Below are 24,671 nucleotides of genomic sequence, written 5' to 3'. Positions count from 1 at the left end.
GGGCCGGATCCCCGCAGCGTGCAGCAAATTCGCGATTTACACCTACAAAGTCCTCTATCGCAGTTTCGACAAGTGATAGATGATCTCCGTCAACAGTGTCTGTAGCGCCCCCCGGCTGAGCGCTGGTCCAGATGGAGTGGTAAGACCGTGACCAAGTCGTCAATCCACCGCAGGAAGCGTCGACTAACCGTACTTATCATCGCCACCGTGCTCGGTCCGCTGGGACTGGCCACGACCCCGGCCTCGGCGGAACCACCACCCGAGCCCCCGCATCCATGGCAGGCCGACCACTGGCCGCAGCGGCAGCCCTGGCAGGAGCAGGCGCCGGCGACGGTGTTCAAGGGCAAGCCCGGCGGCCCCGCCGTGATCGACCCGCAGAACTGGAAGAACCCCGACCACATGACCTGGGAGGACGACTACCAGCCCGTCCTGGGCACCAACTGGGCCGACCCCGCGGGGAAGGGCTCCAAACGCACGTTCAAGGGTGCGCTCGTACTGCTGGACTACCCCAACCAGGCGTTCGTGGTCACCCGGCCGGAGAGGTCGACGGTGTTCGGCAACCCGAGCGCGGAGGCCCACGACATCCCGCGTGAGCAGGTGGCCCAGTTCTACAAGGACTTCCTCAACACCCCCGGCAAGCTGAACCGCGGCCACACCATCCACGAGTACTGGATGGAGGACTCCGGCGGCAGGTACGGCGTCGAGCTCGACGCCTTCGGGCCGTACGAGATGCCGGGCAAGTCGCACGAGTACGCTATGGAGTTCCAGGGCGGCACCGCCTGCCCGGCGGGCGACACCTGCAACCGCAACCTCCGCACCGACGGACGCGCCGCCTGGTCCGCCGCCGAAGGCGAGGACACCCTCGCGCGATACGACTTCATCTTCTACCTCAGCGCCGGGCAGGACGAGTCGGCGACCTGGCAGGAGTTCGGGCCGATCAAGTTCCCGACCAAGGAGGACGTCACCGACGCCTTCGGACCGCCCGACCCCGCCCTGCCGAACTGGGCGAGGACCCGGTACGTCGAGTGGACCTCCTGGGCCTCCGCCTCCTCCATCTGGCCCAACGCCGGCGGGGGATCCTCCACCCAGGCGGAAAGCTCCGGCCAGAGCGTCTACGCCCACGAGTTCAGCCACATCCTGGGCATCGGCGACAACTACAACAACCCCTTCAGCGTGCCACCGCGCCGCGCGTACAGCGGTATCTGGGAGATGCTCAGCCGGGGCACCTTCAACGGCCCGGGTGGCCCGCACAGCCGGTGGATGATCCCGCCCACCGGTGGGGCTTCGATGGGCGCCCAGCACATGCTCCGCAACAAGATCAAGCTGCAGATGGTGGACGAGCAGAACGTCCTGCGTCTCTCGCGGGAGGCGCTGGCGGAGTCGGGCCTGGTCGTCGCCAGGGTGACCGCCCGGGAGATCCTGCCCGGCGCCAATGACCTGTCGGGTGTCAACATCACCCTCGGCACCGGTGACCTCAGCCCGGCGTGCGACACCCAGACCGATCCCTTCTGCGACGGCCGCGGCTACCACAACTACACGATCGAGGTGGTGGACCGGGTCGGCGCCGACTCCTTCACCCCGGACTCCGGTGTGCTGCTGGCCAAGACCAAGAACCAGGACCAGGCGCCGTTCGAGTGGGTCATCGACGCCAACCCGCAGGACATCGGCATGACCGACTACGTCCTGCCCGACGGCACGCAGGTCCCCATCACGATCGGCGACTACCGGCAGCTCTCCGACGCCCTCTTCCACGCGGGCACCGACTCGGGCAGCGAGTTCGAGTACGTCGACGAGGCCAACCGCCTGCACTTCTACGTGCTCAACGTGCACCGCGACGACAAGGGCTCGCTGTCCTACACGGTGGCCATCCGGTCCCTGGACGGCGCCGGCCCGCAGCGACGCGGCGTCAGGGTCCTGCCGACCGCCGGGATCGCCAAGGGTTCGGAGTGGGCGGCCTGCCGCTTCCCGCTCGGCAACACCGGCAAGGCCGCCACCCCCGCGGGTCAGCATCCCGAGGACGTCAGCACCTACCTGAAGTCGGACGTCTACCGCCTCGCCACCACCGTCGACGGCAAGGGATGGACGACCTGGATCCCCAACCAGCTGTCCGCCGTCGAATTCGGCAAGACGACGCTCGTGCCCGTCTACGCCCAGCGAGCCAAGGGCGGCGACCGCCTGGCGAAGCTCAAGCTCACCGCCACCTCCGAAAGCGACCCGACGAAGAAGTCGACCGCGACCTGTCAGATGGTCGGCCTCTGACCGTTCCACACCCACCCCACGGCAGAGGGCCGGCAGTTGACTACCGGCCTCGGCCGTGGACATCGACGTCTCGTCCAGGAAGGGAATTCATGCCGCACATCGAGTTGGGGAACGACGAACCTGGCATCAGAGGGCTGATGCGGTACCGCCCGGAGACGGCGGGAGTGCTCAACGAACTCGCCGAGGTGCTGTTGCGCGGAGACAACACGCTGTCGCGAGGGGAACGCGAGCTCATCGCCTCCTACGTCTCCACGCTCAACAAGTGCCGCTTCTGCTCGGCCTCGCACTCCGCCTTCGCCGCCGCGCAGTTACCCGGCGGCGCGGAGATCGTCGCCCATGCCTGCTCCGACCTCGACACAGCGCCGATCACGGACAAGCTCAAGGCGCTGCTGCGCCTGGCCGGCGCGGTCCAGCAGAGTGGGACCGCCGTGACGGAATCGCACATCACCGCCGCCCGCGAGACGGGCGCCACCGACCTGGAGATCCACGACACCGTACTGATCGCCGCCGCCTTCTGCATGTACAACCGCTACGTCGACGGCCTGGCCACCTTCGCTCCAGACGATCCCGAGGCCTACACCAAGACGGCCGACCTGATCGTCACCCACGGCTACACGGCCAGCATGGCGCAACGAGGATTGTGACAGCGACCCATGGACACAGGCCCGGCACGCCGCGACGGCGGCGAGCCGGGCCTGCCACGCACTGGGAGACCAGCAGATCCCGACGAACCAAAGCCCCTCCCGGCACCCGTTTGATCGGGGTATCCACTTGACGCCCACCCAGCCCTAGACCACCCCCGAACCGACCAGGCCGGGAACAACCAGCTGAAGCACGCCCTCTGGTCAAAGGCTGTCGACGAAGGTCCTGGCCTCCTGCTCGCCCATGCCGGTCTCTCCGCGCACCAGATGGACCGCCTGCTCCTCACGGCCGGCGGCCTTGAGCTCGCGTACGCGGGTGGCCAGGTCGGGACCGGCGGTATGCGGCAGGGCATCGCGGTCGGCAGGCCTGAACCGGGTCATGGCGGGATGGCTCCACATGTCACGCCCCATGGCCACGCCGTCGACGACGGCCTTGGCGGTCCGCAGGTCGAGCCCGGTGAACTGCCGCAGCTCCTTGATCGCATGGATCTGGCGTCCCTGGCGCGTCAGCTGGGTGACGATCCGGTGCAGCTCCTGCGGCGTCGCCGGTCTCATCTGCGGGACGGATGATGATCCGCTTCCCGTCCGACCGATCCTGATCGCCGCCACGACCGCCCCAACGACCACCCCCACCACCACGATCAGGATTAACACCTCTAGAGGCCCCAAATTCGGCATGATCGACATCGTATGACCCTCACCTGAATCCGGCCATAGCCACACCGGCACAGAGTCCAGGAGTCGGCGGAGACGACCCGGTTCGTACGCTCCGGACCCGCTCCAGCACACGCTGGAAGTACGGGCTGCCCGCATGCTGACCAGGGCTGATGATACGAGCGAGAGGACGGCAACGCCGGTCGGCGGCCAAGTGAAGCTTGATACTCTGCCCGCCGCGGGAACGGCCCAGCGCCTCCAGAAGGTGGGGCTCAGGCGCCGTGGTCGGCAGCGATGGCGTCGATTCTGGCGGCGAGCTTGAAGTCCATCTCGGTCAGGCCGCCGGCGTCGTGGGTCATGAGGGTGAGGTGGAGGCGCCGCCAGCGGATGTCGATGTCCGGGTGGTGGTTGAGGTTCTCGGCCTGCTCCGCCACGTCGTTCACGATGGCGATGGCCGTGCGGAAGTCGGGGGCGACCACAGTGCGCCGGATCTCGTCGCCCTCGCGCCGCCACTCGGGCACCTCGCCCAGCCGGGTGGATATCGCCGCGTCATCCAGCCTGTCCATACGATGAGTTTTTCACGTCACAGGGGAATTGTCGCGCCCGGAACACCAGGCGCGCCGCGCCTTTACGGACGACCCGAAGCCGCCGCCTGGGCTGAACTCCGATACAACAAGTCGGCAGAATAGCCACTACATGCCGTCAAGCCGACAACGCCTTCGCCGCCAGAGCCGTGCTGCCCGGCCTCGGCGGTTCCTTGCTGCTTCACCCTGGTAGCCCCTGGCTGCTCCGTCCCGGTCGTCCCCGGTTGCCTCGTCCTGGTAGTCCCTGGCTGCTCGTCCCGGTTGTCCCCGGTTGCTTCGTCCCGGTTGTCCCCGGTCTGGTTGGTTCGGGGGTGGTTTGGGCTGGGTGGGTGTCAAGTGGGTTCCCTGATCAAATGGGTGCCGGGAGGGGCTTTGGTTCGTCGGGATTAGCTGGCCTCGTTGCCTGTAGTCCCGGCTGAAAGGTTGCGGCGCCACCGCCCCCTTCTGGGGCCGGAGTGATACTAGAATCGCGTTCTGTGTCAGATAACAGGGCCTTCTTCACGCTGAAGAACGGCGAGCTCGTTCCCGCTCCACACGCCCGTGGTCCCTGGTCCGCGGACATGCTGCATGGGCGCCTGCTCGGCGGTCTCGCCGCCCGAGCGCTCGAAGCGGAGTATGGCGACGCGGACTTCCACTTCACCCGCCTGACCGTCGATCTGTTCCGCAACAGCCCTCTGCTGCCGCTGAGCGTGGAGACGACCCAGGTCAGGCAGGGCCGCAGGATCCGGGTGGCCGACGCCACCGTGCGCACCGAGCAAGGCGTGGTCGCGAGGGCGAGTGCCGTGCTCCTGCGGAAGGGCGAGCAGCCGGACGGCGAGATCTGGCGGACTCCGGCCTGGGACGCACCCGCTCCGGCCGAGCTCGGCCCGCCACCGCCCGGCGTGTGGACGCCGCCGTTCGACCTGTGGCAACTGACTCGCTGGGCGGACCCGGGACCTGGGCGAGCCTGGCTCAGGGAGACCCATCCCCTGGTCGAGGGTGAGGCCATCTCGCCTCTCGTACGCGTCGCGCTGGCCGCCGATTTCGCCAGCCCGCTCAGCAATTCCGGCACGTCGGGCCTGCACTTCATCAACGCCGACTACACGCTCACCCTCAGCCGCATGCCGGTCGGTGAGGAAGTGGGCCTGGAAGCCGGCGGTCACCTCAGCGACGCGGGCATCGCGACCTCCCACTGCACGCTGCACGACACCGCAGGGCCGATCGGCTTCTGCGTGGTGACCGCCGTGGCCAACCCGGGCCACCTCCTCGGCGGCTAGCGCGAGGCCGGTTCCAGGGTCTCGACGGTGCCGCGCCGGCCGTCGACGCGTACGAGGTCGCCGGTGCGCAGGCGGGTGGTGGCGTCGCCGCAGCCGACCACCGCCGGGATGCCGAGCTCGCGGGCGACGATGGCCGCGTGGGACAGCGGAGCGCCCACGTCGGTCACGACGGCGGCGGCCCGGGGGAACAGCGGTGTCCACCCGACGTTGGTGACGGTCGTCACCAAAATCTCGCCAGGCTGGAGCAGGTCACTCTCGTCGACGTTCGCGATGACGCGTACGCGCCCCTCCACGACGCCGGACGCGCCGGGGAAGCCCGTGACCGCGTCGCCCGCGGGAGCCCTGCGGCCGTGCTCGTCGAACACGTCACCACGCCGTCGCGGGTCGGCGGCCCACTCGAACGGGTCGAACCGGCCGCGGATCAGCGCCGGGTACGGCGGCAGGGCGCGGTAGCGCTCGTAGGCGCGGCGCCGCGCGTCCACGGCCGAGAAGGGCGTGTCGTCGCCGTCGAGCACCGCGAGGAGCTCGTCGATCGGCAGGAAGAACAGGTCGTCGCCCCGTCCGGTGATCTCGCCCGCACGCAGCACGTACGCCCGGAGGGCCCAGAAGGCGCGGACCACCTCGGATCGGGCCACCTCCCGGTCTCGCAGTGCCTTCGTCATCCGCGCGATCTTGCGGCGCGTGGCCTTCACCTTGCCCGGGTGGCGTTCGGCGAACCGCTTCCAGGCGGCCGCCCGCGCCTCCTCCTGCCGGGCGAGGAGGGTGTCGACGTCGTGCTCCGCCTGGCGCAGGCCGGCGAGTTGCCTGTCGATCCACTCGGGATCCTCGGCGGGCCGGGGGACGGAGACCTCGAACTCGCTCGGGCCACGGTGGCCCCACTGCCGGGCGAAGGTCTCCCGGTCGACCTCACCGCGTGACAGCCGATCGAGGCCGACGAGGAGCCCGAGGCTCGCCAGGCCGCCCGCCGCCGAGTGCAGCCCGGTCATGAGGGCGACGGCGTCGGACTCGCCGGCCAGCTTCCCGATGCGGGCGTGCTCGACGGTCAGCGCCCGGGTGTCCTGCCGGGTGGCGGCTTCCAGCATGTGGGAGCATTCCAGCAGGTACGGCCCGACCTCCGCGCGCCACAGCGCGGCGAGGTCGCCGGCGTCGGAGGTCTGCTCGATACGGTCGCGCAGCTTCTCGCACCGGCCGGGCGCCGCGGCGAAGAACGAGGGCAACCTCGGCGTGTTCGCCCGCACCTGCCGCCTGAGCTCGATGGTGAGGGGAAGGATCGTGCGGAACAGGTGCCACCGGGAGACCGGCACCAGCGGGATCTCCATGCCCGGCGGGATCTTGCCGAAGACCGGCTCGATGGACGTGGCGAACTTCCGCTTCATCCCGAATGTCGCCGCGATCGTGGCCGCCAGACTGAGATTCATGTAGAAACGGCCGCCGATCATCCCGTACGCCCGGTATTCGGCGATCGAGGAGGCGCGCATCGCCCCCGACATGAAGATGTGGACGAACGACCAGGTGCTGGGCGTCATGACGTCGGGGATGGCCTCGCCGACGTTCCCGTTGCTCCACAGGTAGTCGCCGCCGAGGCTGTCGTTCCACTCCTCCCGCGAGCCGCCGGCGGAGTCCAGGCCGGTGATCGGCCGGGCCTGCACGACGAAGATCGTGCCGTCGCGCAGCGCCCACTCGACGTCCATCGGACGCCCGTACAGCTCCTCGATGCGCGTGCCGAGACGCACCAGGCCGGCGACCTGCGCGGCGTCGAGCACCGGCCGGGCGCGCCGGGACGCGGGCACCGGCACCTCGGCCGTCCCGCCCTCGGTGCGCACGGTCATCACGGCCTTGTCGCTGATCCGCTGTTCCAGGATCGCGCCGTCCGGCCTGCTCGCGACGACGGTGTCGGCGGTGACCTGGCCGCCTACCACGGACTCGCCCAGCCCCCACGCGGCGTTGACGATCATCTGGTCCCCGGCCCCGGTGACCGGGTCGGCGGTGAACAGGACGCCGGCCGCGTCGGCGGGCACCAGCTCCTGGACGACCACCGCCATGGTCACCTCTTCCGGTGCGATGCCGTTCCCGGCCCGGTACGCGATCGCGCGCCCTCCCCACAGCGAGGCCCAGCAGCGCCTGACGGCGGCCAGCAGCGCCTCCTCGTCCTGGATGTTGAGGTAGCTCTCCTGCTGCCCGGCGAACGACAGACCCGGCAGGTCCTCCGCCGTGGCCGAGGAGCGCACGGCGACCGGGGGCTCCCCGAGAGCCGTGTACGCCTTGACGATCGCCTCCCTGATCGACTCCGGAAGCTCGTGCCCGGCGAACAGGCCCTGGATCGTGACCGCCGCCTCCTCGGACGTGCCGGCGGCGACGGCGGCCAGGATGGGCTCGCGCAGCCCGTTCGCCGTGACGAAGGCTTCGTAGGCGTGGGTGGTGATGTGGAAGCCCGGCGGAACGGGCAGGCCGGCGGCTGCCATGCGCGCCAGTGAGGTGCCCTTGCCTCCCGCGGTCGCGAGGTCGGCGGTGGCGTCGTCGAGGGGGAGTACCAGCGGGAGATCGCTCACCGCGCGTAGTCCTTTCCCAGGTCGGTGGTGCTCAGGGAGAGCCGGAGCCTTTCTTTGGCGAGGCCGAGCGTCTCGTCCAGGAACGCGAGGGTCGCCCGCGCGATCGCCTGGGTCTGCTCGGGGGACAGGGTCCGGCCGGAGTCCAGGGCGCGGTGCAGGGTCTCCGCCAGCAACTCGGCCAGCCGCTCGTCGGTGAGCCTGTGGTCGTCGGGCATCTGCGGGGTGATGACGAAGAATCCGTACAGCGTGGCGTTGATCACGTTCGCCTGCTCGACCGGGGACAGGTCGGTCCGTATCGCTTCGTGGTCGCGCAGCGTTCGCAGGTAGCCGCCGGACAGCGAGCGCAACGCCGCGGAGGTCTGGACCTTCGGCTTCAGCCGGATGAGCTTGCCGAGCACCTCGGTGTCGCCCAGGAGAGCCGCCTTCACCAGGGGACGGCCCATGAGCGCCAGGGCCAGATGCCGGAACAGCGCGCGCGGTGTCGCGCCGTCGGGCTCGCTCACGAGGGCGTGCCTGACCTCCTCCAGCATGGCGACGCGGTCTCGCCGCAGGAGGGCGGCGAACAACGCCTCACGCGATTTCCAGTGCAGGTAGATCGTGCCCTTGGCGACGCCGGCCGACCGGGCGATGTCGTCGATGGTCGTCTTGTCGTAGCCCCAGCGCAGGATCAGCTCCGCGGCGGTGTCGAGGATGCGGTGTGCTCGCTCCTCGCGCGCCGTGGTGTCCTGGCGGCGCGGCTGGGCTTCGGTCTCGGGGGACGTCATGGCCTCGCTCGCGGTGGATGTATGACCAAATGCGCTCATTTGGTCATCTGTTGGATGCTTGTACGTTAGCTCCGGGTCAGGAGGCGGGTCAACAGCTCCGGGTCAGGAGGCGGGTCAACCGAGCCGCACGGGGAGACGTCGCAAGCGGCGAGGGCCGGAAGCCGGCGAGGGCGAATGCGGCCGGAAGGCACGTGACGGCGGCGTAAAACGTCGACGCCGGTGGGTTCACGGCGACGGGCCCGTGCCATACGCTCTACGGACGCCGGTCCTGGGTGGGGGCCGAGAGGCCGCCACCCAGGAACCGTGTCCCTCGGTGGGGTTCAGCAGATCTGACCAGGACCCCGTTGAACGTCCACCGAGTCTGTTATCGCACTACCGGGGGGCATCGTCGGCGATATCCATTTGGATCTGCCGACGCTGCCCCCCACCGATTCCAGGTAGTCGGCCAGCTTGGCGGAGAGCACCACCGACCGGATACGGAACCAGCTGTCCACCGGCCCCTCCAGCGGGACGCTGATCTGCCACTCCTCGCCGACGATGCGGACGTCGGTGAAGAACGTGATCGTGCTGTCGCTCGCGTCGGTCTGCTGCACCGCGATGACCTGCTTGGTGCCGGGCCGTGAGGTGCCGTGCCCGCTCACCCTGAGGCAGGGCGTGACCTTCGCGTGCGATCCGTGCTGAGGGTTGTCGATGCTTATCTCATCGACGCCCGAAGGCCAGGTCTTGATCGCCTGAAGGGCGAGGGCCGCCGTCACGGCGACCGCCACCCCGCTGCTGAATCCGAGAAGATGCCGCCCTGTCCCCTTCATGACGCGTTTCGCCCAGTGTCTCTGCGGCGGGGGTGGGACCCCCTCCCTGGAGGGGTCCGCGCTTAACGGTTCGGCTACTGTCATATCCGTTATACCTCCTTAATGCCATTGACGGCTTTCGCCGTTGACGCCACAGCGTAGGGCATGCGGATGCGTAACACGAACTATGCCGGATATTTCCCGAAAGTTCGCGCCTTAAGGCGACTTGAGCTGGGAGAAGGTTAGTTGGAATGATGTTCGGGAATGTCGGCAGACCGTTGGCAATCGGGGCAGATGACCGTTTTACACCTAATTCACCTGATGTTATGCATGATGGCCGACGGAACGGCCGGCCTCGGCGGGGCGGGCGGAACAGGCGCATGAGTCTTGCATGTGCACGTGCAGATGTACGTGAACCAGCCTCGTCTATAGGGAACACCTCTACAGCCCCACACATGCGACGTTCGTTTCGTGGAACGTGTCCGAACATTCCCCGCACGGTTGCATCTTTCCCCTGTTATGCGGAATATCAGAAAAGATGGCTTACCAGATTTATATATCAGCGTAATAAGTGTGAAGTGTCTGATCGGAGCCCCGGCGGACGTGGCCGGACCTGGGTTCACCTCCTCCGGGGCGCCAGGCATACTGCTTGGTAACCGACAGAAGTTCGGCAACGAGGAGACCCCCTATGAGCCTCTCGGATCTGCGGCCCGTGCCCACCGAGCAGCTGACCTTCCGCCTTCCCCAGAAGTTCGAGAATGTCGCGGACGAGCGGCGCCACCGCCAGGAGCGCCTGGTCGCGGCGCTGCGGCTGTTCGGGCGGTTCGGCTTCGAGGAGGGGGTGGCCGGTCACATCACGGCCCGCGACCCCGAGCACCTCGACCACTTCTGGGTCAACCCTTTCGGAATGAGCTTCAAGCACATCAAGCTGAGTGACCTGATCCTGGTGAATCACCAGGGGCAGGTGGTGGACGGCCGCTACCACGTCAACCAGGCCGCCTTCGCCATCCACGCCATGGTCCACCAGGCCCGTCCGGACGCCGTGGCCGCCGCGCACAGCCACTCGGTGTACGGCAAGGCGCTCTCGTCGCTGGGGCAGTCCCTCGAACCGCTGACCCAGGACGCGTGCGCGTTCTACGAGGATCACGGGCTGTTCGACGACTACACCGGTGTGGTCGTCGAAACGGAGGAAGGCCGGAGGATCGCCCAGGCGCTCGGCTCCCACAAGGCCGTCATCCTGCGCAACCACGGCCTGCTGACGGTCGGCGGCTCGGTGGACGCCGCGGCCTGGTGGTTCATCACCATGGAGCGCTCGTGCCAGGCACAGCTGGCGGCCAAGGCGGCCGGTCAGGTGGTCCCGATCACTCACGAGAACGCCAAGCTCACCCACGGCCAGATCGGCAACGACCTGGTGGGCTGGATCAACTTCCAGCCGCTCTACGAGCAGATCACCCGCTCCGAGCCCGACCTGTTCGACTGACCCGGGGCCGGTTCACTGGAAGAGGGCGGGCGGAGGGACCGGCGCGAGGACCGAGTCGCCGTCCCGGATCGGCGCGGCGCCCGCCACGAAGTTCACCAGTGCTTCGTCGTGGACGCACCGGGCCTGTGTCAGCCCGCCGGCCGCCCTGCGCGTCAGGTCCTGGAGCGGCAGCGGCGCCGGCGAGGCGGCCACGATGAGGTTCCCGAACCGGCGTCCCCGGAGGATGCCGGGCTCGGCGAGCAGTGCCACATGACGGAAGGTGCCCCGTACGGTCGCGACCACCCGGCGCGCGAAGGCCAGCCCTTTGCCGTCGGCGATGTTCATCAGCAGGGTGCCCGAGTCCTTGAGCACGCGGGCCACGTCTCCCATGTATTCGGCCGTCGCGAGGTCCAGGGGCATGGTGGCGCCGCTGAAGGCGTCCAGCACGAACAGGTCCGCCGAGGCGTCGTGCAGTCCGCCCGCGGCCGTACGGCCATCGGCGACGCGGACCTTCAGCCGGGGCACCGACTTCAGCCGGAGCTGGTCCCGCACGAGCCGCACCAGGGCCGCGTCGGGCTCGATGACGATGTGGCGCGAGCCGGGCCGGGTCGCCGCGACGTACCGGGGGAGCGTGCAGGCCCCCGCGCCCACGTGGACGACGTCCAGCGGGCCCTCCTCGATCACGTCGATCACGTCGGCCATCAGCCGGACGTATTCGAAGTCCAAGTAGGTGGGATCGTCGAGATCGACGTACGACTGGGGCACTCCCGCCATACTGAGAAGCCAGCCGCTCGGCCGGTCGAGGTCCCGCAGGAGCTCGACTTCGCCGGATTCCACCGGATAGCGGCCGGGCATGGGAGTCACCTCAGCCTTGCGCTTGCTCACACGCTCTCCCATTGCGTCTGATATATCCGGATGTGCCCTACCCGGCACTCTTGGGAGAACCGTATGCGCCGCCGAGGACTGCTCGCTCTCGTTGTGGTGAGTCTCGTCATCGTCGCGGCGGCGCTCGTGGCCCTGATCCTCGACTCTCGCAAGGTGGACGGCAGCCCGGAGCAGGCGGGCCGCGCGTATCTCGACGCCTGGGCGGCCGAGAACCTCACCGAGATGCGAAAACAGGTCGCCTCCCCGCCCCAGGACTTCCTGGACCAGCACCGGCGCCTGAGCAGCGACCTGCAGATCCTCTCGATCAAGCTGACGCCGGGAGCCGTCGTACGGCGGGGCGCGCAGGCCGCCGACATGCCCTTCGAGGGCATCAGGCAGATCGGCGAGCTGGGGCAGTGGAACTTCTCGTCGGTGCTGCATCTGGCCGTCAGGGACGGCGAATGGAAGGTCATCTGGACGCCGGAGACGCTGCATCCCGGGGTCGCGGCGGACGAGCGCCTGCGCATCACCGAGATTCCCGTACCCGGGACCGAACTGCTCACCCGGCAGGGGAAACCGCTGCCGAACGACAGCGGAGCGGAGGCGTACATGAAGGACCTCGTCGGCAAGATCGACGAGTTCTACGAGGAGGAGCCCTCGGGCTGGGCGATCGAGGCGCGTTCCGCCGCCGGGCGATCGAGGAAGCTCGTGGTGTTCCGCCAGGCGACCGAGCGGACGTACCGCACGACCCTCGACTGGTGGACGCAGGCCGCCGCCGCCCGCGCTCTCGACGGCGTCGGGCACCCCGCCGCCATCGTCGCGATCAAGCCCTCGACGGGAGAGGTACGGGCCGTGGCGGACCGGCTGCCCGGCCAGGGCGCCTTCTACAAGCCGTACCCCCCGGGCTCGACGTTCAAGATCATCACGGCGTCGGCCCTGCTGCGGGACCAGCTGACGGGGGACTCGCCGGTGGACTGCCCGGCGCACTACTCGGTCCCGAACGGGCGGACCTTCGACAACCACCGCGACGAGGGCCACGGCACGGTGTCCCTGCGCCAGGCGTTCGCGCTGTCGTGCAACACCTCGTTCAGCAGGCTCGCGGTCGAGCACCTGACGGACGGCAGGCTGCGACGGGAGGCGGAGGAGTTCGGGTTCGGCGGGAACCTGAAGTCGGGCCTCGGCGGGGTCTGCGGGTCCGTGCGCGAGGCCGGGAACGGTGACGAGCTCGGCGCCGACGCCATCGGGCAGAACTCCGTGGAGGCCACCCCGCTGTGCATGGCGCTGGTCGCCGCCGCCGTCGAGAACGGCACCTGGCGTCCCCCGCGCCTGATGTCGGAACAGGCCGTCAGGCGGCTGGAGGTCCAGGGCCGCCCCAAGCCGAGGAAGCTACCGGCACAGGTGGTCTCGCAGCTCCGGTCGATGATGTCGGCGGTGGTGACGGATGGGACGGCGGCCTCGGCCGGGCTGCCCAAGGGGGTCTCGGGCAAGACCGGCACGGCGGAGCCGAGTTCGGGCGACGACCACGCCTGGTTCGTGGGGTACCGGGGAGATCTCGCCTTCGCGGTGTTCGTCGAGCACGGCGGCACGGGCGCGGAAGCCGCCGCCGGCCTCGCCGCCCGTTTCCTCGGTGCCCTCTAGCGAGCCGGAGAGCTCACCCGGCCGCGGTCAGTGCCTCCTGGCCCAGCCGGCGCATGGCGAGCTCGGCGTAGAGCGCCGCGCCGTCCGGGAGCACGGCGTCGTCGAAGGCCGCCTCCGCCGCGTGGTTGTAGGCCGCGCTTGAGGGGTCGAGCCCCTTGGGGCAGGCGCCGAGGGCGACGAACGCGGACGGCACCTCGTTGCAGACGAACGAGAAGTCCTCCGAGCCGGTGAACGGCTGGGGCGCACTGATGTAGCGGTGCTCGTCGAACACCTCGCGCACGGTGGCGCCGACGAAGTCCGCCTCGACGGCGTTGTTCACGGTGACGGGGTAGCTCACGTCGTAATCGGCCTCAACCGTCAGGTTGTGCGCGGCGGCGATGCCGTCGAGGAGCGTCAGGATGCGCTCCTGGATGCGGCTGTGGGCGGCGGCGGAGAAGGACCGGACCGTCGCCTCGAATCGGGCCTCGTCGGGAATGACGTTGTCGGCGGTGCCGGCGTGGAAGCTGCCCACGGTCACCACCACGGGGTCGAACACGTCGAAGCCCCGCGTCACCATGGTCTGCAGCGCGGTGACCATCTCGCAGGCGGCGGGGATCGGGTCGTTGGCCCGGTGGGGGGTGGACCCGTGTCCGCCGGCGCCGCGCACGGTCACGATCAACCGGTCGGCCGCGGCCATGATGGGGCCGGCGCGGCTGACGAAGACGCCCTGCGGCAGGACCGAGCTGACCACGTGCAGGGCGTAGGCCGCGACGGGACGCTGTCCCGAGGCGTCCAGCACACCCTCCTCGATCATGATCTTCGCGCCGCCCGCGCCCTCCTCGCCGGGCTGGAACATGAAGACGACGTCGCCGGCGAGCCGGTCACGCCGCGCCGCGAGCAGGTGGGCGGCACCGGCCAGCATGGTGGTGTGCAGGTCGTGCCCACAGGCGTGCATCCGCCCGGCGAGATCGGAGACAACGGGCGCGCCGCTCCTCTCGGCGACGGGGAGCGCGTCCATGTCGCCGCGGAGCAGCACGGTGGGGCCCGGTACGGCGCCGCGCAGCACGGCGGTGACCGAGCTCAGCCGCTTGCCGGTCGTCACCTCCAGGGGTAGTCCCGCCAGCGCGCCGAGCACCTTCTCCTGGGTTCTCGGCAGGTCCAGGCCGAGCTCGGGTTCGCGGTGCAGCGCGTGGCGCAGGCGTACGAGCTCACTGCTGATGTCGTTGGCGGCTTCCCGAAGTGACACCGGCGTTCCTCTCATGGATCTCGTCGATGACAGGTCCTACACGTCACCTGACTTCACACGATATTGCCGGACTTCGTGGATGCTGCACAGCATTTGACCGCTTTTTGGTCTCTCGCCCTGTCCTTGCCGGATAGGAACAGAATCGAGGGGGTGGAGGTGGTTGTCGCCCCGTGAACAGGCATTTCGCGGCTCGGGAAATCCTCATCGCCCGTAGCCATCGAGGAGGACGACATGCAAGAGGTGCGAGACGAGGTGGGCAGCCACTGGTGGGTGCTCGCGGTGCGCGGGGTGTGCGCCGTCCTGTTCGGCGTCCTCGCCATCGTGTGGCCACTGATCACCCTGCTCGTTCTGGTGATCCTGTTCGGTGCCTACGCGATCGTCAGCGGGGTCTTCATGATCATCGGGGCGGTTCGGGGCGCCCATTCCGGCGGCTCACGGAACTGGATGATCATCGCGGGCGTCCTCGCCATCGTGGCGGGCATCATCGCCTGGATCTGGCCCGGCATCACCGCGTTCGCGCTCCTCACGCTGATCGCCGCCTACGCGGTCGTCATCGGCATCTTCGAGATCATCGCGGCGGTCAAGCGCCGTCTGGCCGGGGACGCGGATTGGATGTACCTGCTCAGCGGCGTGGTGTCGGTGATCTTCGGCATCCTGCTGTTCGTCTGGCCCGCTCCCGGCGCTCTCGCGCTCACCTGGCTCATCGGCGTCTTCGCCATCGTCTACGGCGCCTCGCTGCTGTACCTGGCCTTCCGGGCCAGGAGCATGGAGCAGCGTGGGACCACGGGCAGTACGGCGCACGCCGTCTAGCCGACAGGTGCGGAGAAGAAATTCACGCATCTCGGGGAATGAGCCGGAAATCATTCACATATCTGCCGGGATGGCGGGGAATAATCTGGGGTAGTGTCCGACTCGAAGGGGAGGGCACATGGGCGTCCTCGACCGTCTGGCCCGCCATCTGCTCACCGACGGCTACCGGCTGGAGCTCGATCTCGACCGTAGCGGCGGATCCTGGATCGTGGACGCCGGCACGGGCCGTCGCTACCTCGACTTCTACACGTTCTTCGCCTCCGCCCCGCTGGGGGTGAACCACTTCGGGGACGATCCCGAGTTCGTGTCCCTGCTCGGCCGCGTCGCAGCCAACAAGCCGGCCAACTCCGACCTGTACACCACCCACCTCGCCGACTTCGCCGACACCTTCGCCCGGGTGCTCGGGGACCCGGAACTGCCCCACCTGTTCTTCGTCGAGGGCGGCGCGCTGGCCGTCGAGAACGCCCTGAAGTGCGCCTTCGACTGGAAGAGCCGGCACAACGAGGCGAACGGCCGCCCGAGCGAGCTCGGCACCAAGGTGCTGCACCTCACCCGCGCCTTCCACGGCCGCAGCGGGTACACCCTGTCGCTGACCAACACCGAACCGGCCAAGACCGATCGCTTCCCCGTCTTCGACTGGCCCAGGATCGAGGTGCCCGCGATCCACTTCGGGGACGTGGAAGCGGCCGAGGAGCGGTCGCTGGCCCAGGCGCGGGCGGCCTTCGACGCCCACCCGCACGACATCGCCTGCTTCGTCGCCGAGCCCATTCAGGGCGAGGGCGGCGACAATCACATGCGTCCGGAGTACCTGCGGGCCATGGAGCGCCTGTGCCACGAGCGGGACGCGCTGTTCGTCCTGGACGAGGTGCAGACCGGCGTCGGCCTCACCGGCACGCCCTGGGCCTACCAGCAGCTCGGCCTGGCCCCCGACATCGTGGCCTTCGCCAAGAAGGTCCAGGTCGGCGGCATCATGGCCGGCCGCAGGGTCGACGAGGTCGAGGGAAACGTGTTCCAGGTGAGCGGGCGGATCAACTCCACCTGGGGCGGCGGCCTGGTCGACATGGTCCGCTCCCGCAGGATGCTGGAGATCATCGAGCGCGACGGGCTGATACCGCGCGCCGCGGCGCTCGGCGAGAGCCTGCTCGGGGGCCTGCGACGGCTGGAGGCGGAGTTCCCCGGCCTGGTACGCGACGCCAGGGGAAGGGGCCTCATGTGCGCCTTCGACGTGCTGTCCGGCAGGGAGCGCCTGATCGACGTGCTCCGCGTCGACGAGGGAGTGCTCGTGCTCCCGTGCGGCGAGCGGTCGGTACGGCTCCGCCCCGCGCTCTCGGTGACTCCGGAGGAGATCGAGTACGGCCTGGCGGCGCTGGGCCGGGCGCTCTCGGCCATCCGGGACACGGTGGCCGTACCCGCCTGACGGCCGACGCCGGCGTCACCTCAGCAGGGACCTGTCGTAGGGGTGCCACCCCATGACGGGCATCCTGGACCGGCCCGGGACGTGAGACCTGTCACATCAGAGCCGGGATCATGAGCGCGACTGCTCGGCGGTGCTCCCTCTCCACAGACCGATGGCGGTTACCCGGGAGTCCGCGCCGAGCTTGGAGTAGATGCGATTGACGTGATTCTTCACGGTCTTCTCGCTCAGGAAGAGGCGTTGAGCGATCTGTCCGTTCGAGTGACCTGTAGCGATCAGCTCCATCACCTCGGCCTCGCGTTTACTCAGCCCGGTGTGCGCGTGCTCGTTGTATGTGGCGTCATCGACACTCATCCGGCCTCCGGTGGCACGAATCATTGTCAGATCGCCGAGCCCCCCGCGCTGGCGGCGTAGCGGTTTTGTGCGAGCATAGCCCGCCGCCTCGAGCTTTGGGGCGCATGCTGTCCGAGTAGGGCTACTTTCTGCGTGAAACAGGGGTAGTGCCGGAAAGCGCGATGGCCGGTCCGTCTGGACCGGCCATCGCCCGCTGGGGTGAGTGATGGGACTTGAACCCACGACATCCAGGACCACAACCTGGCGCTCTGCCAACTGAGCTACACCCACCATGCCCGCGGTCAACACCACGGCACAGGGAAAAGTGTAGCGGGCTTTGGGAGCTTCTGACGCCGCAGCGCGTCAAGATCCGGTTATGGCTTCCGCGACCTCGCGTGCGGTGGCGGAATCGGGGCCCGGCTGCGGGACGAACACGGCGGCGCGGTAGTAGCGCATCTCCTGCACGCTCTCGGTGATGTCGGCGAGCGCGCGGTGGCCCCCCTGCTTGGCCGGCGAGGCGAAGTAGACCCGGGGATACCACCGGCGCACGAGCTCCTTGACCGAGGAGACGTCGACCATGCGGTAGTGCAGGTAGGCGTCCACCGCGGGCATGTCACGCGCGATGAAGGAGCGGTCGGTGGAGATGGAGTTGCCGCACAGCGGAGCCTTCTTCGGCTCGGGCACGTGCCGCCGGATGTACTCCAGCACCATCGACTCGGCCTCGGCCAGCGTCACGCCGTCGCCCAGGGCCGTCAGCAGACCCGAGGAGGTGTGCATCTGGCGCACCACCTCCGACATCTGCTCCAACGACTCCTGGGGCGGCTTGATCACCACGTCCACGCCCTCGTCGAGTTGGTTCAGCTCGCCGTCGGTCACGACACACGCGACCTCGACCAGCGCGTCATGGCCGAGATCGAGCCCGGTCATCTCACAGTCGATCCAGACCAACAGGTCACTCATAAGGCACAGCGTAGTGCCCGGTCAGGAGGCCTTGAGAGAGTCCAGTACGCGATCGATCACCGACGTGTCCAAATTGTCGGGTATGGAGGCGTAAAGCAGAGAAGGTGCGCGTCCCTGACCCTGGTCGACCACGAGGAAGAGACCGTCTTCCTTCTTGAACTTCCAGCCCGCCTTCTTGGACTCGGCGGTGAAGTCCATCTGGTACCTGAGTATCCACGCCTTCTTGCCGCTCACCTCCATCGCCGCGTCTTTCACGATCTTCCGCTTGTGGGGAGGGCCGTAGAACAGCCTCTCGTAGTTGACCAGAGCGGTCCCGGCCACGTTGCGAAGATCCGACGGCCCGGAATAGTCGAAGCCCTCCGGAACGCGGGCGGTCAGGACCTGGCCGACCCAGTTGTGGTTCTGCCCGTCGTAGTTCGCGTGGGACACGGCTTCGAAGCCGCTGCTCCACAGCGGGAAGTTCGGGTCGGGCCGCCCGTTGCCGTTCAGCTCGGCCCATGTCGGCACCCTCCACGGGTCGTCCCCGGGGTAGGCGTAGGACAGGCCGGTGCGGGGGTCGGTGATCGTGTCGCCGACCGGCTTCGGGATCTCCGCGGGGAAGTCCGTGGTGCTGGGGTCGGGGCTGGGCGTGGTCTCAAGAGGCGGGGTGATCTGCGGGTCCGACGGCTCGATGGTGGAGCTGGAGCTCGGGAGCGGAGAGTCGGCGGCCGTCGGGGTCTTGTCGCCGTTGACGATGCTGAGGCCGATCACCAGGGCCACGACCAGGAGGATCGCCACGGCGCCGCCACCGAGCACCCAGGGCATCATGCCGCCCTTCTTGGGCGGAGGTCCCTGAGGGCCGAAGTCCGGCACGGGAAGCTGGGCCGTGCCGCCCTGGTTGCCCCACTGCTGTGCTCCCGGCCCGCCGTACGGGCCCTGCGGCCGGCCGAACTGCGCCGTCCCCTGCTGCGGGCCGGGCGGGGGGAACTGACCCTGTCCCGGGCCCGGCTGCGGGTACGGGCCACCCTGCGAAGGGCCGGGATGGAGCTGCGGTCCTGGGCCGGGCTGCGGGTGCGACCCCGTGCCGTGCTGGGATCCCGTGCCCTGCTGCGGGTGCGGGCCCGTTCCGGGCGGGGAATCCGTACCGGGCTGAGGACCCGTTCCCGGCTGGGGTCCCGTGCCCTGCTGCGGATGCGGCCCCGTGCCCTGCTGGGGCTGCGGTCCGGTGCCGGGCTGGGCCCACTGCCCGGTGGTCACGGGCGCACCCTGACCGGCGGTCCCCTCCAGCGGGTGGGTGGCATCGGTCCACTGCGTGCCATCCCACCAACGCAATTGGGGGGTTCCGTATGGATCGGGGTACCAGCCGGCGGGGGTCTGCGTCATGCCCGCCAGAATAGTGACATCCTCCCTTATTGCGCATTTAGAGCGAGAGGCCGACCGGCATCGCTTGGCGGCGGGCGCGCTTAGCGGGCTGGATGCGGGCCCCAGGGCGGCGAAAAGTGAAAAGGGCGTGCACGCGTCAGCACTTATAGGTGAACGACGCCTTGTCCTCCAAGCGAGCGCCGGGGGTGAGCGGCGAGAGGACGCGGAGCCGGGCCGTCAGCTTCTTGGTCCCGCGGCCGCCGATGTCCCACTTGAGGCTCACCTGGTGGGTGGACTCCCCGGCCTGCACCGGATCGGTGTGCCTGACCGATCGCTCGCCGCTGGGCAGCCATTCGTAGGTCACCTGCCCCGACTGCCCGTTGGTGGTGATCACCCCGATGACGTTGACCGTGATGTCGCAGCCCTTGGCCTTCGGCGTCTTGACGTCGACCGCCGTGACGGAGATCGGCTGGCCGCGCTGCAGCCACAGGAAGATCGCCGCCACGATGATGAGCGCGAAGATCACGGCAGACCCCAGGACGCCGCCGCGCCGCCGCCGACTGGGCGGTGGCCGTCTCAGCCGTTCCTTGGCCGGAACGGTGACCTGCTCACGCCCCGCCCGCCAGATCTGGGCGGCGGTCGTGTCGGCGGGAACCCCGGGACCGAAGCGCATCTCGCTGTTCCCGGCCGGACCGCCGGCCCCGGCGGTCGCGGCCGTGCCCGCGGGTGTCGTGCCGGCGTACCCGACCGCCGCGCTTCCGGCCACGCCCGCGCCGCCGGGGTTGGGCGACTCGCCGGTGCCCGGCTGGTAGAGGAGGGTGACCACCTCGCCGTCATCAGGGACTCCCGACGACCCGGACGCGCCCGTGGGATAGGGGTGGCCGTAGGAACCGGAGGCCTGCTGGGGCTCCTGGGTGGGGACGTCACCGGCCGACCACCACTGAAGGGTCTGTACGAGCCGCTCGCGGGTGGTGAAGCCCGCGGGCAGCAGGTCGCGCCCGTTGAGCAGGGCGTCACGCGCGGCGCTGAGGCCGTGGGTGGTCGCGGCCGCCGCCGCCCGGTCGAAAAGCTGCGCCGCGCGGGGATCCCCTGCCGCCCAGCCGGCCGCCAGGCCACGCGCCAGCGACGCCCACGCCGTGAGGTCGCGATCGTAGGAAGGCTGCTGGCCCCGCAGGGCCAGGGCCAGCCCGCGCTCGGCCAGCAGGGCGGTGCCGTCCTGGCCGATCACCACGGTTCCCGCGTGCACGGCTCCGTGGGACAGGCCCGCCGCATGGACGGCGAGCAGGGTCTGGGCCGTCTCCACCAGCACGGTCGCCGCGCTGCCCGCGTCCGGAGGCGGCGACCCCGGCCGTCCGTTCATCAGCTCCGCCAGGGACGGCGTGGCGGGACGGGCGGTGAGCAGCCAGACCTCCCCGCCCGCGGCCACGAGATCGGCGATCGGCATCAGTCCGGTGAGGCCGCTCTGCGTCAGGCGGCGGTCCGCGATGACGGCGGCGACGACACGCTCCCTGGCGCCGGGCGTGGACATGGAGGCCGGGTCGACCCTGAGCGCCGCGCCCGGGCTGCCGTCAGGGGCTACCGCGTCGATCCAGGTGCCCACCTCGCCCATCCGGGACCGGCCCGTGAGCCGATATCCCGCGATGCTGTCGCCATCTGGCATCTACCGCCGCCTCCGGTGCCGTCCCGCCATGCGCTGTCTCAGGACAAGTGTGGCGGGTACCGCGCCGGTCGTCATCAGCGCGAGGGCGAGAGCTCCGCTCGGATCACCTTCGGTGGGTGTCTCGGTCGAGGGCCTGTCCCCTCCATCGCCGCGCGGGGGCGTAGGCGTCGGCGTGGTCGGCTCGGGGGAGGGAGTGGTGGGCGGGGGTGTGGGCGTGGGGGTCGGCTTCGGCTTGGGCTTGCCGGAGGCCAGAGGGTCGCCGACCTTGGGCTTGGATGTGTCCGATTCGGAGGGCGAAGGCTTGGGCGAGCTGGACAGCGAGGCCTTGGGCGGCTTGGAGGGCTTCTTGCTCGGCTTGGCGGAGGGCGACTTCCGGGCGGGCTTCTGCGCGGCCGTCGGCGCCGCCGACGGCACGGCGGCCGACGTGGTCGGATCCGCCGATGGCGTCTCCGTCGGCTCCTCTGTCGGTTCCTCCGTGGGGGTCTCCGTGGGCTCCTCGGCGATGGCGGGCTCGGGAGAACTGGAGGTGTCCACGGGAGTGGGGGTGGCGACGGTCGTCTGCGCCTGCAGCTCGGCGTCCCCCAGCGACCCCACCAGGACGGCGCCGGCCGCGGCGAGGACCGCGAGGCCGACCGCGCCCACCGCGAGCTTGACGCTGAGCTTCGACATCCCGAGCCGGGAGCCGCCGAGCTCGGTGTCCGCGATGGAGGTGCCGGCCGCGGGCACCTGGTCCGCCAGCGGGAACAGCAGCGCGAGGAGCGCGGCCAGGCTGGCCAGCCTGCGGCGTCCGCGGTCCTCCCAGTCCGGCCCGTACGCTTCTACGGCGACCGCCTCCAGCTCCGCGAGGAAGGCGTCGGCGGTCGGCGGGCGGTCGGCGGGATGCTTGGCCATCCCGCGTTCGACGAGGCCGCGAAGTGGGGCGGGAACCTGGTCGGTCGGGGGAGGCATCGACTGGTGCTGGCGCGCGAGCACCGCGACGTTCCTCGACTGGAAGGGCCGGGTCCCGGTGAGGCACTCGAAGAAGACGATGGTCGCGGCGTACACGTCCGTGCTGGGACCGGCCGGGGCGCCCGCCCACTGCTCGGGCGCCATGTACGGCGGCGTGCCCGCTCCGCTCACCCCTTCGCCGGTGCGCACGGCGATGCCGAAGTCGACCAGCTTGCTCTCGCCGGTGCCCTCGATGACGACGTTCTCGGGTTTGAAGTCGCGGTGGACCACCCCGCTCGAGTGAGCGGTGGCCAGGCCGAGCAGCGAGCCCTTCAGCAGGACGAGCGCCGCCTCGGGGCCGGTCGGCCCTTCCGATCGCAGCATCGTGCGCAGCGAGACGCCGTCGACCAGCTCCATCACGATGGCGGCGCCACCGTCGTTCTCGACGTATTCGTAGAAGCGTGCGGCGTGCGGGCTGTCCATCAGCTCCAGCAGCCGCGCCTCGTGCCGGAAACGGATCACGAATCCGGGATCGGAGCGGAGCTCGTCCGACAGGTATTTGATCGCGACGAACGATTGGTCGGCGTCGTAACGTGCCATGACGACACGTCCCGAGCCGCCGGTTCCGAGGTCTCGGATTTCGGTATATCCGGGGACTCGCCATGCCCCCGTGTGGCCGTCCATACGATCTCCTTATGTGGCCGGGCCCCCACCCATGACGCGAGAACGAAGCCTAACGATGGCGTGGCTTATCCGTGATGTTTAAATCGATATTTGGCATATTGTCGATGCCGTTGTCAGTGTTTTCCCGGGCTCGTTCCGCCGTCCTCGGCTATCCGACGGGCAGCCCCGTGGCCTTCGGCGGGCACGGCAGCAGCCGGACGCGGGACGAGCTGACGCCGTTGGCCGAAGCCGGTCTGGTGGAGGCGGTCACGGCCACCGTGCCGCCGCAGGGCTGGGTGGCGAACCTGTGGCGGAAGAGACGGCTGTAGGCGCGGGCGCCCTTCAGCGTCGCCGTCCGGGTGGCGACCACCGCGCCGTTCGCCTTGAAACGGACGATCAGCCGCACCGGGCCGGTCCCGTCGGTGGTGACCTGGACCGTCCCGCCGGCGACGGTCGAGTTCTTGCCGAGTGGGGTGAGCGGGCTCACGAAGACCCCCCGTAGCCGGACGGAGATCACCCCGGTCGGACGGGGAGAGGTGGCGGACGCCGAAGGGGAGGCGGAAGGGGAGCGGGTGGGCGTACTGGACGCCGAAGGGGAGCGGGACGGGGATGGCGTGCGGGAGGGCCGCGGGGAGGCCGGCTTGGACGTGGAGGTGACCGGCGAGCGCGGCGGATTCGTTGAGGCGGGCGCGTCCGGGGGCGGCGGCGACGGTTCCGGGTCTCCGCCGGAGGAGACGGTGGGCGACACCTCCGCCGACACTCCGGGGGACATCTGCGCTGACGGCGAGGGCGCCGTCCTGTACTCGGACCGGCCGCCCGGCATGGCGGCGGCCGGTGGGCTCCCCGCCGGGGTGTGGTCGGCCGACGCCAGCGCGAACGCCACGATGCCGCCGGTGGCGGCGACCAGTCCCACGCCGACGGCGGTACGCCGGGCACTCCCGCGGAGCGGGCGCAGCGCGGTCGACGCCAGGCTCGCCGAGGCGTACGAGGGGTCCGGCCTGGGTCGCGACGGCGTGGCCGGCATCGCGACGAGAGCGGCGAGGCGCCGCCGCCCCCGCTCCTCCCAGTCCGCGCCGTACGCCGAGGCCGCCGCCTCCTCCAACTCGGCCGCGAAGGGCTCCGCCCCGGACGGGCGGATCTCGGGGTCCTTGGCGAGCCCGCGGGCGACCAGGTCCCGCAGCGGCCCGGGAACCTCTTCCAGGGGTGGCGGCAAGGTCTGGTGCTGGTGCATCAGCACGGCCCGCTCGGTGGCGCGGTACGGCCGGTGGCCGGTCAGGCACTCGAAGAACACGATGGTCGCGGCGTAGACGTCGCTCTGGGCGGAGGCGGGCCGCCCGGCCCACTGCTCGGGGGCCATGTAGGGCGGGGTCCCCGGCGCCGTCCCGGTGCCGCCCGTGCGCAGGGCGATGCCGAAGTCGGCTATCTTGCTGGTCCCGTCGGCCCCGACCAGCACGTTCTCCGGCTTGTAGTCGCGATGCACCACCCCGGCCGCGTGGGCGGCGGCGAGCCCGAGCAGCGATCCCCTGAGCACGGCCAGCGCCGCCTCCGGGCCCGTCGGTCCGTGCCGTTCCAGCAGTGTGCGCAGGGAGTGTCCGTCGACCAGCTCCATGACGATCGCCGCGTCGCCCCGATCCGACTGGACGTATTCGTAGAACTGGACGACATGGGGATCTTCCAGCTCGACGAGGAGCCGGGCCTCCTCCTGGAAGCGATCGAGGAAGCCCGGCCGCCCACGCAAGTCCTCTGACAGGTACTTGATGGCCACATGGGTGCCGGACTCCTCGTGGGTCGCGAGCACCACCCGGCCCCCACCACCGGTGCCGAGCGGCCGTACCTCCGTGTACCCGGGGACGGCCCAGCCTCGCGGTGCGCTACCCATACA

General features: G+C 69.7%; 20 protein-coding genes and 1 tRNA gene. 7 read left to right on the top strand and 14 right to left on the bottom strand.

The genetic code is table 11. The annotated features are described in order from the left end of the window. Window positions 1-147: 147 nt before the first annotated feature. Both ABD810_RS27075 and ABD810_RS27070 read left to right on the top strand, forming a co-directional pair. Window positions 148-2,259, top strand: coding sequence for a M6 family metalloprotease domain-containing protein (locus tag ABD810_RS27075; protein WP_344946292.1), 2,112 nt, complete (start codon window positions 148-150; stop codon window positions 2,257-2,259). 89 nt (window positions 2,260-2,348) lie between these two features. Continuing rightward, window positions 2,349-2,903: a carboxymuconolactone decarboxylase family protein gene (locus ABD810_RS27070; RefSeq protein ID WP_344946289.1), complete on the top strand. Its 555-nt coding sequence runs from the start codon at window positions 2,349-2,351 to the stop codon at window positions 2,901-2,903. 201 nt (window positions 2,904-3,104) lie between these two features. On the opposite strand, the gene ABD810_RS27065 is transcribed toward ABD810_RS27070, so the two are convergent. Both ABD810_RS27065 and ABD810_RS27060 read right to left on the bottom strand, forming a co-directional pair. Next, window positions 3,105-3,455 carry a 50S ribosomal protein L7/L12 gene (locus ABD810_RS27065; RefSeq protein WP_344946286.1) on the bottom strand — a complete coding sequence of 117 codons (351 nt, stop codon included), beginning with the start codon at window positions 3,453-3,455 and terminating at the stop codon, window positions 3,105-3,107. Window positions 3,456-3,826: 371 nt separating this feature from the next. Further along, window positions 3,827-4,120 (bottom strand): 4a-hydroxytetrahydrobiopterin dehydratase, encoded by a 294-nt coding sequence (locus ABD810_RS27060; protein WP_425566958.1) that lies wholly within the window; start codon window positions 4,118-4,120, stop codon window positions 3,827-3,829. Window positions 4,121-4,614: 494 nt separating this feature from the next. Here ABD810_RS27060 and ABD810_RS27055 point away from each other — a divergent pair, with 494 nt between their 5' ends. Continuing rightward, window positions 4,615-5,394 (top strand): acyl-CoA thioesterase domain-containing protein, encoded by a 780-nt coding sequence (locus ABD810_RS27055; protein WP_344946283.1) that lies wholly within the window; start codon window positions 4,615-4,617, stop codon window positions 5,392-5,394. On the opposite strand, the gene ABD810_RS27050 is transcribed toward ABD810_RS27055, so the two are convergent. The 3 genes from ABD810_RS27050 to ABD810_RS27040 form a co-directional block, all read right to left on the bottom strand. Then, the gene (locus ABD810_RS27050; RefSeq protein ID WP_344946280.1) at window positions 5,391-7,943 is read right to left on the bottom strand and encodes a PEP/pyruvate-binding domain-containing protein; all 2,553 of its coding nucleotides are present in this window, start codon (window positions 7,941-7,943) and stop codon (window positions 5,391-5,393) included. The two genes, ABD810_RS27055 and ABD810_RS27050, sit on opposite strands and share 4 nt — an antisense overlap. Then, window positions 7,940-8,707 carry a TetR/AcrR family transcriptional regulator gene (locus tag ABD810_RS27045; protein ID WP_344946277.1) on the bottom strand — a complete coding sequence of 256 codons (768 nt, stop codon included), beginning with the start codon at window positions 8,705-8,707 and terminating at the stop codon, window positions 7,940-7,942. Before ABD810_RS27045 ends, ABD810_RS27050 begins: the two co-directional genes overlap by 4 nt. Before the next feature lie 320 nt (window positions 8,708-9,027). After that, window positions 9,028-9,516, bottom strand: coding sequence for a hypothetical protein (locus ABD810_RS27040; protein ID WP_344946275.1), 489 nt, complete (start codon window positions 9,514-9,516; stop codon window positions 9,028-9,030). A 667-nt stretch (window positions 9,517-10,183) separates the two neighbouring features. Here ABD810_RS27040 and ABD810_RS27035 point away from each other — a divergent pair. Beyond that, window positions 10,184-10,975 (top strand): class II aldolase/adducin family protein, encoded by a 792-nt coding sequence (locus ABD810_RS27035; protein WP_344946272.1) that lies wholly within the window; start codon window positions 10,184-10,186, stop codon window positions 10,973-10,975. 12 nt (window positions 10,976-10,987) lie between these two features. Here ABD810_RS27035 and ABD810_RS27030 read toward each other — a convergent pair whose 3' ends face one another. Next, window positions 10,988-11,809, bottom strand: coding sequence for a spermidine synthase (locus ABD810_RS27030; protein ID WP_344946412.1), 822 nt, complete (start codon window positions 11,807-11,809; stop codon window positions 10,988-10,990). Window positions 11,810-11,902: 93 nt separating this feature from the next. Here ABD810_RS27030 and ABD810_RS27025 point away from each other — a divergent pair, with 93 nt between their 5' ends. Continuing rightward, the gene (locus ABD810_RS27025; protein ID WP_344946269.1) at window positions 11,903-13,456 is read left to right on the top strand and encodes a penicillin-binding transpeptidase domain-containing protein; all 1,554 of its coding nucleotides are present in this window, start codon (window positions 11,903-11,905) and stop codon (window positions 13,454-13,456) included. Window positions 13,457-13,469: 13 nt separating this feature from the next. Here the strand turns inward: ABD810_RS27025 and ABD810_RS27020 are convergent, their stop codons facing one another. Then, window positions 13,470-14,681 carry a M20 metallopeptidase family protein gene (locus ABD810_RS27020; protein ID WP_344946266.1) on the bottom strand — a complete coding sequence of 404 codons (1,212 nt, stop codon included), beginning with the start codon at window positions 14,679-14,681 and terminating at the stop codon, window positions 13,470-13,472. Window positions 14,682-14,912: 231 nt separating this feature from the next. On the opposite strand from ABD810_RS27020, the gene ABD810_RS27015 reads away from it, so the two are divergent. Together ABD810_RS27015 and lat are read left to right on the top strand one after the other, a co-directional pair. Continuing rightward, window positions 14,913-15,491 (top strand): HdeD family acid-resistance protein, encoded by a 579-nt coding sequence (locus ABD810_RS27015; protein WP_344946263.1) that lies wholly within the window; start codon window positions 14,913-14,915, stop codon window positions 15,489-15,491. 118 nt (window positions 15,492-15,609) lie between these two features. After that, window positions 15,610-16,908: an L-lysine 6-transaminase gene (gene lat, locus ABD810_RS27010; RefSeq protein ID WP_344946260.1), complete on the top strand. Its 1,299-nt coding sequence runs from the start codon at window positions 15,610-15,612 to the stop codon at window positions 16,906-16,908. A gap of 108 nt (window positions 16,909-17,016) precedes the next feature. Here the strand turns inward: lat and ABD810_RS27005 are convergent, their stop codons facing one another. The 7 genes from ABD810_RS27005 to ABD810_RS26975 form a co-directional block, all read right to left on the bottom strand. Continuing rightward, a complete protein-coding gene (locus ABD810_RS27005) occupies window positions 17,017-17,259 on the bottom strand; it encodes a helix-turn-helix domain-containing protein (protein WP_344946257.1) in 243 nt (80 codons plus the stop codon). A 194-nt stretch (window positions 17,260-17,453) separates the two neighbouring features. Next, a tRNA-His gene (locus ABD810_RS27000) sits at window positions 17,454-17,529 on the bottom strand. A gap of 72 nt (window positions 17,530-17,601) precedes the next feature. Next, a complete protein-coding gene (orn, locus tag ABD810_RS26995; RefSeq protein ID WP_344946254.1) occupies window positions 17,602-18,198 on the bottom strand; it encodes an oligoribonuclease in 597 nt (198 codons plus the stop codon). Window positions 18,199-18,219: 21 nt separating this feature from the next. Further along, complete coding sequence (locus ABD810_RS26990) at window positions 18,220-19,560, bottom strand: DUF2510 domain-containing protein (RefSeq protein ID WP_344946251.1); 1,341 nt, start codon at window positions 19,558-19,560, stop codon at window positions 18,220-18,222. A gap of 136 nt (window positions 19,561-19,696) precedes the next feature. Further along, window positions 19,697-21,199, bottom strand: coding sequence for a protein kinase family protein (locus tag ABD810_RS26985; RefSeq protein WP_344946247.1), 1,503 nt, complete (start codon window positions 21,197-21,199; stop codon window positions 19,697-19,699). Beyond that, a complete protein-coding gene (locus ABD810_RS26980) occupies window positions 21,200-22,810 on the bottom strand; it encodes a serine/threonine-protein kinase (protein WP_344946244.1) in 1,611 nt (536 codons plus the stop codon). A 148-nt stretch (window positions 22,811-22,958) separates the two neighbouring features. Further along, complete coding sequence (locus tag ABD810_RS26975; protein WP_344946241.1) at window positions 22,959-24,668, bottom strand: serine/threonine-protein kinase; 1,710 nt, start codon at window positions 24,666-24,668, stop codon at window positions 22,959-22,961. Between the last annotated feature and the right edge of the window lie 3 nt (window positions 24,669-24,671).

This window comes from Sphaerisporangium flaviroseum (assembly GCF_039537005.1).
GTDB classification, from domain to species: domain Bacteria; phylum Actinomycetota; class Actinomycetes; order Streptosporangiales; family Streptosporangiaceae; genus Sphaerisporangium; species Sphaerisporangium flaviroseum.
Note: the sequence above shows the minus strand (reverse complement) of the source record. Positions and strands in the feature narration are given on the sequence as shown.

Excerpts from the sequence above, each read along its gene's own strand:
- ABD810_RS27070 (WP_344946289.1), top strand. The coding sequence starts at position 2,349 with ATGCCGCACATCGAGTTGGGGAACGACGAACCTGGCATCAGAGGGCTG.
- ABD810_RS27065 (WP_344946286.1), bottom strand. The coding sequence starts at position 3,455 with ATGAGACCGGCGACGCCGCAGGAGCTGCACCGGATCGTCACCCAGCTG.
- ABD810_RS27060 (WP_425566958.1), bottom strand. The coding sequence starts at position 4,120 with ATGGACAGGCTGGATGACGCGGCGATATCCACCCGGCTGGGCGAGGTG.
- ABD810_RS27045 (WP_344946277.1), bottom strand. The coding sequence starts at position 8,707 with ATGACGTCCCCCGAGACCGAAGCCCAGCCGCGCCGCCAGGACACCACG.
- ABD810_RS27040 (WP_344946275.1), bottom strand. The coding sequence starts at position 9,516 with ATGAAGGGGACAGGGCGGCATCTTCTCGGATTCAGCAGCGGGGTGGCG.
- ABD810_RS27035 (WP_344946272.1), top strand. The coding sequence starts at position 10,184 with ATGAGCCTCTCGGATCTGCGGCCCGTGCCCACCGAGCAGCTGACCTTC.
- ABD810_RS27030 (WP_344946412.1), bottom strand. The coding sequence starts at position 11,809 with ATGCCCGGCCGCTATCCGGTGGAATCCGGCGAAGTCGAGCTCCTGCGG.
- ABD810_RS27025 (WP_344946269.1), top strand. The coding sequence starts at position 11,903 with ATGCGCCGCCGAGGACTGCTCGCTCTCGTTGTGGTGAGTCTCGTCATC.
- ABD810_RS27015 (WP_344946263.1), top strand. The coding sequence starts at position 14,913 with ATGCAAGAGGTGCGAGACGAGGTGGGCAGCCACTGGTGGGTGCTCGCG.
- lat (WP_344946260.1), top strand. The coding sequence starts at position 15,610 with ATGGGCGTCCTCGACCGTCTGGCCCGCCATCTGCTCACCGACGGCTAC.
- ABD810_RS27005 (WP_344946257.1), bottom strand. The coding sequence starts at position 17,259 with ATGAGTGTCGATGACGCCACATACAACGAGCACGCGCACACCGGGCTG.
- orn (WP_344946254.1), bottom strand. The coding sequence starts at position 18,198 with ATGAGTGACCTGTTGGTCTGGATCGACTGTGAGATGACCGGGCTCGAT.
- ABD810_RS26990 (WP_344946251.1), bottom strand. The coding sequence starts at position 19,560 with ATGACGCAGACCCCCGCCGGCTGGTACCCCGATCCATACGGAACCCCC.
- ABD810_RS26985 (WP_344946247.1), bottom strand. The coding sequence starts at position 21,199 with ATGCCAGATGGCGACAGCATCGCGGGATATCGGCTCACGGGCCGGTCC.
- ABD810_RS26980 (WP_344946244.1), bottom strand. The coding sequence starts at position 22,810 with ATGGACGGCCACACGGGGGCATGGCGAGTCCCCGGATATACCGAAATC.
- ABD810_RS26975 (WP_344946241.1), bottom strand. The coding sequence starts at position 24,668 with ATGGGTAGCGCACCGCGAGGCTGGGCCGTCCCCGGGTACACGGAGGTA.